This is a genomic window from Pseudoduganella sp. RAF53_2, assembly GCF_052113985.1.
Classification (GTDB): domain Bacteria; phylum Pseudomonadota; class Gammaproteobacteria; order Burkholderiales; family Burkholderiaceae_D; genus Rugamonas.
Genome location: NZ_JBFRDW010001015.1, coordinates 1 through 1,313, shown reverse-complemented (window position 1 = coordinate 1,313; position 1,313 = coordinate 1). Strand labels below are relative to the sequence as shown.

Here is a 1,313-nt window from a genome sequence, read left to right as displayed (position 1 = left end):
CGCGTGATCGTCGGAAGTGCGGTGATCGCGCACCAGCGTCTCCATCATGTTCTGGTTCGGATACCAGAACCACGAGTCTCCGATGGCGAGCGCCGAGCAGAATTCCGCAGGATCTTCCTGATCATTGTTGTAGTACAGACGCCCCATATTCTTCTCCGTTTGTTATCAATTCAACATCTTTCAATATAGATACATGTCGCGGCATCGCAACAAAATAGAGCGACCGTTCTATAAATCTGCTTGTGTTACGCAAGCGATTTCAATAGAGTAAATGTTAACTATTTACTACTTAAACACTAGCCATGAGCAAAGGTTCCTTCGCAGAGATGAACTGCCCCATCGCACAAACACTGGAGCAGGTGGGCGAATGGTGGTCGTTCGTCATTCTGAGAAATGCCTTTTGCGGCATGAGCCGCTTCCAGGATTTCCAGCGCCATCTTGGCATTAGCACGAACATTCTGGCGCGGCGCCTGGGCAAGCTGGTGGAGAACGGCATCCTGGCACGCGAGCCATCGGAAGAGGACGCGCGCATCGTTCACTACCGCCTGACGAAGAAGGGGCAGTCGCTCTATCCAATCCTGGCCGCGATGACGGTGTGGGGCGAGCAGTGGGCGCCGCATCCGCTGGGCGCGCGGCTGACGATGGTGGAGCGCGAAACCGGCCAGCCTGTCGCGGGCGTCGGTATCCGCGCCGCTGATGGCCGTGACCTGACCCCGGCACAGATCGACACGGTGGCAGGTCCGGCCGCCGATGACAAGACGCACGCATTGATGCGCATGAGAGAGGAGACTGCATGAACCCCGATAAAATCTGGCTCGCTTCCTACCCCGAAGGCATTCCGGCGACCATTGACCCTGAGCGCTACCGATCGCTCGTGCACTTGCTGGAAGAGTCCTTCACCAGGTTCGCCAGCCGTAAGGCCTACGTCTGCATGGACAGCGTCATGACTTATCGCGAATGGGAACAGTATTCGCGCCAGATCGCGGCCTGGCTGCAACAGCGTGGCCTGGGGCAGGGCGCTCGCGTCGCTGTCATGATGCCAAACGTGCTGCAATATCCGATTGCGGTTGCCGCCATCCTGCGCGCCGGTTGCACCGTGGTGAATGTGAACCCGCTGTACACGCCGCGCGAACTGGAACATCAACTGGAAGACTCCGGCGCCGAGGTCATCATCGTGCTGGAGAATTTCGCCACTACCGTGCAGCAGGTGCTGCCGCGCACCGGTGTAAAGCATGTGATCGTGGCCAGCATGGGCGATATGCTCGGCGTGGCCAAAGGCGCGCTGGTGAATTTCGTGGTGCGCCGTGTGAAGA

The 1,313-nt window shown here is 58.3% G+C and carries 2 protein-coding genes; both read left to right on the top strand.

Annotated elements, in window-relative coordinates:
* The first annotated feature begins 302 nt into the window (after positions 1-302).
* Positions 303-797 (top strand): winged helix-turn-helix transcriptional regulator, encoded by a 495-nt coding sequence (locus AB4Z11_RS31930; protein ID WP_442030222.1) that lies wholly within the window; start codon positions 303-305, stop codon positions 795-797.
* Positions 794-1,313 (top strand): AMP-binding protein (locus AB4Z11_RS31925; protein ID WP_442030220.1); only part of this gene is annotated, 520 nt, incomplete at its 3' end. The genes AB4Z11_RS31930 and AB4Z11_RS31925, both read left to right, overlap by 4 nt.

Bases quoted from the DNA above. Each gene is read 5' to 3' on its own strand.
- AB4Z11_RS31930 (WP_442030222.1), top strand. From the start codon at position 303: ATGAGCAAAGGTTCCTTCGCAGAGATGAACTGCCCCATCGCACAAACA.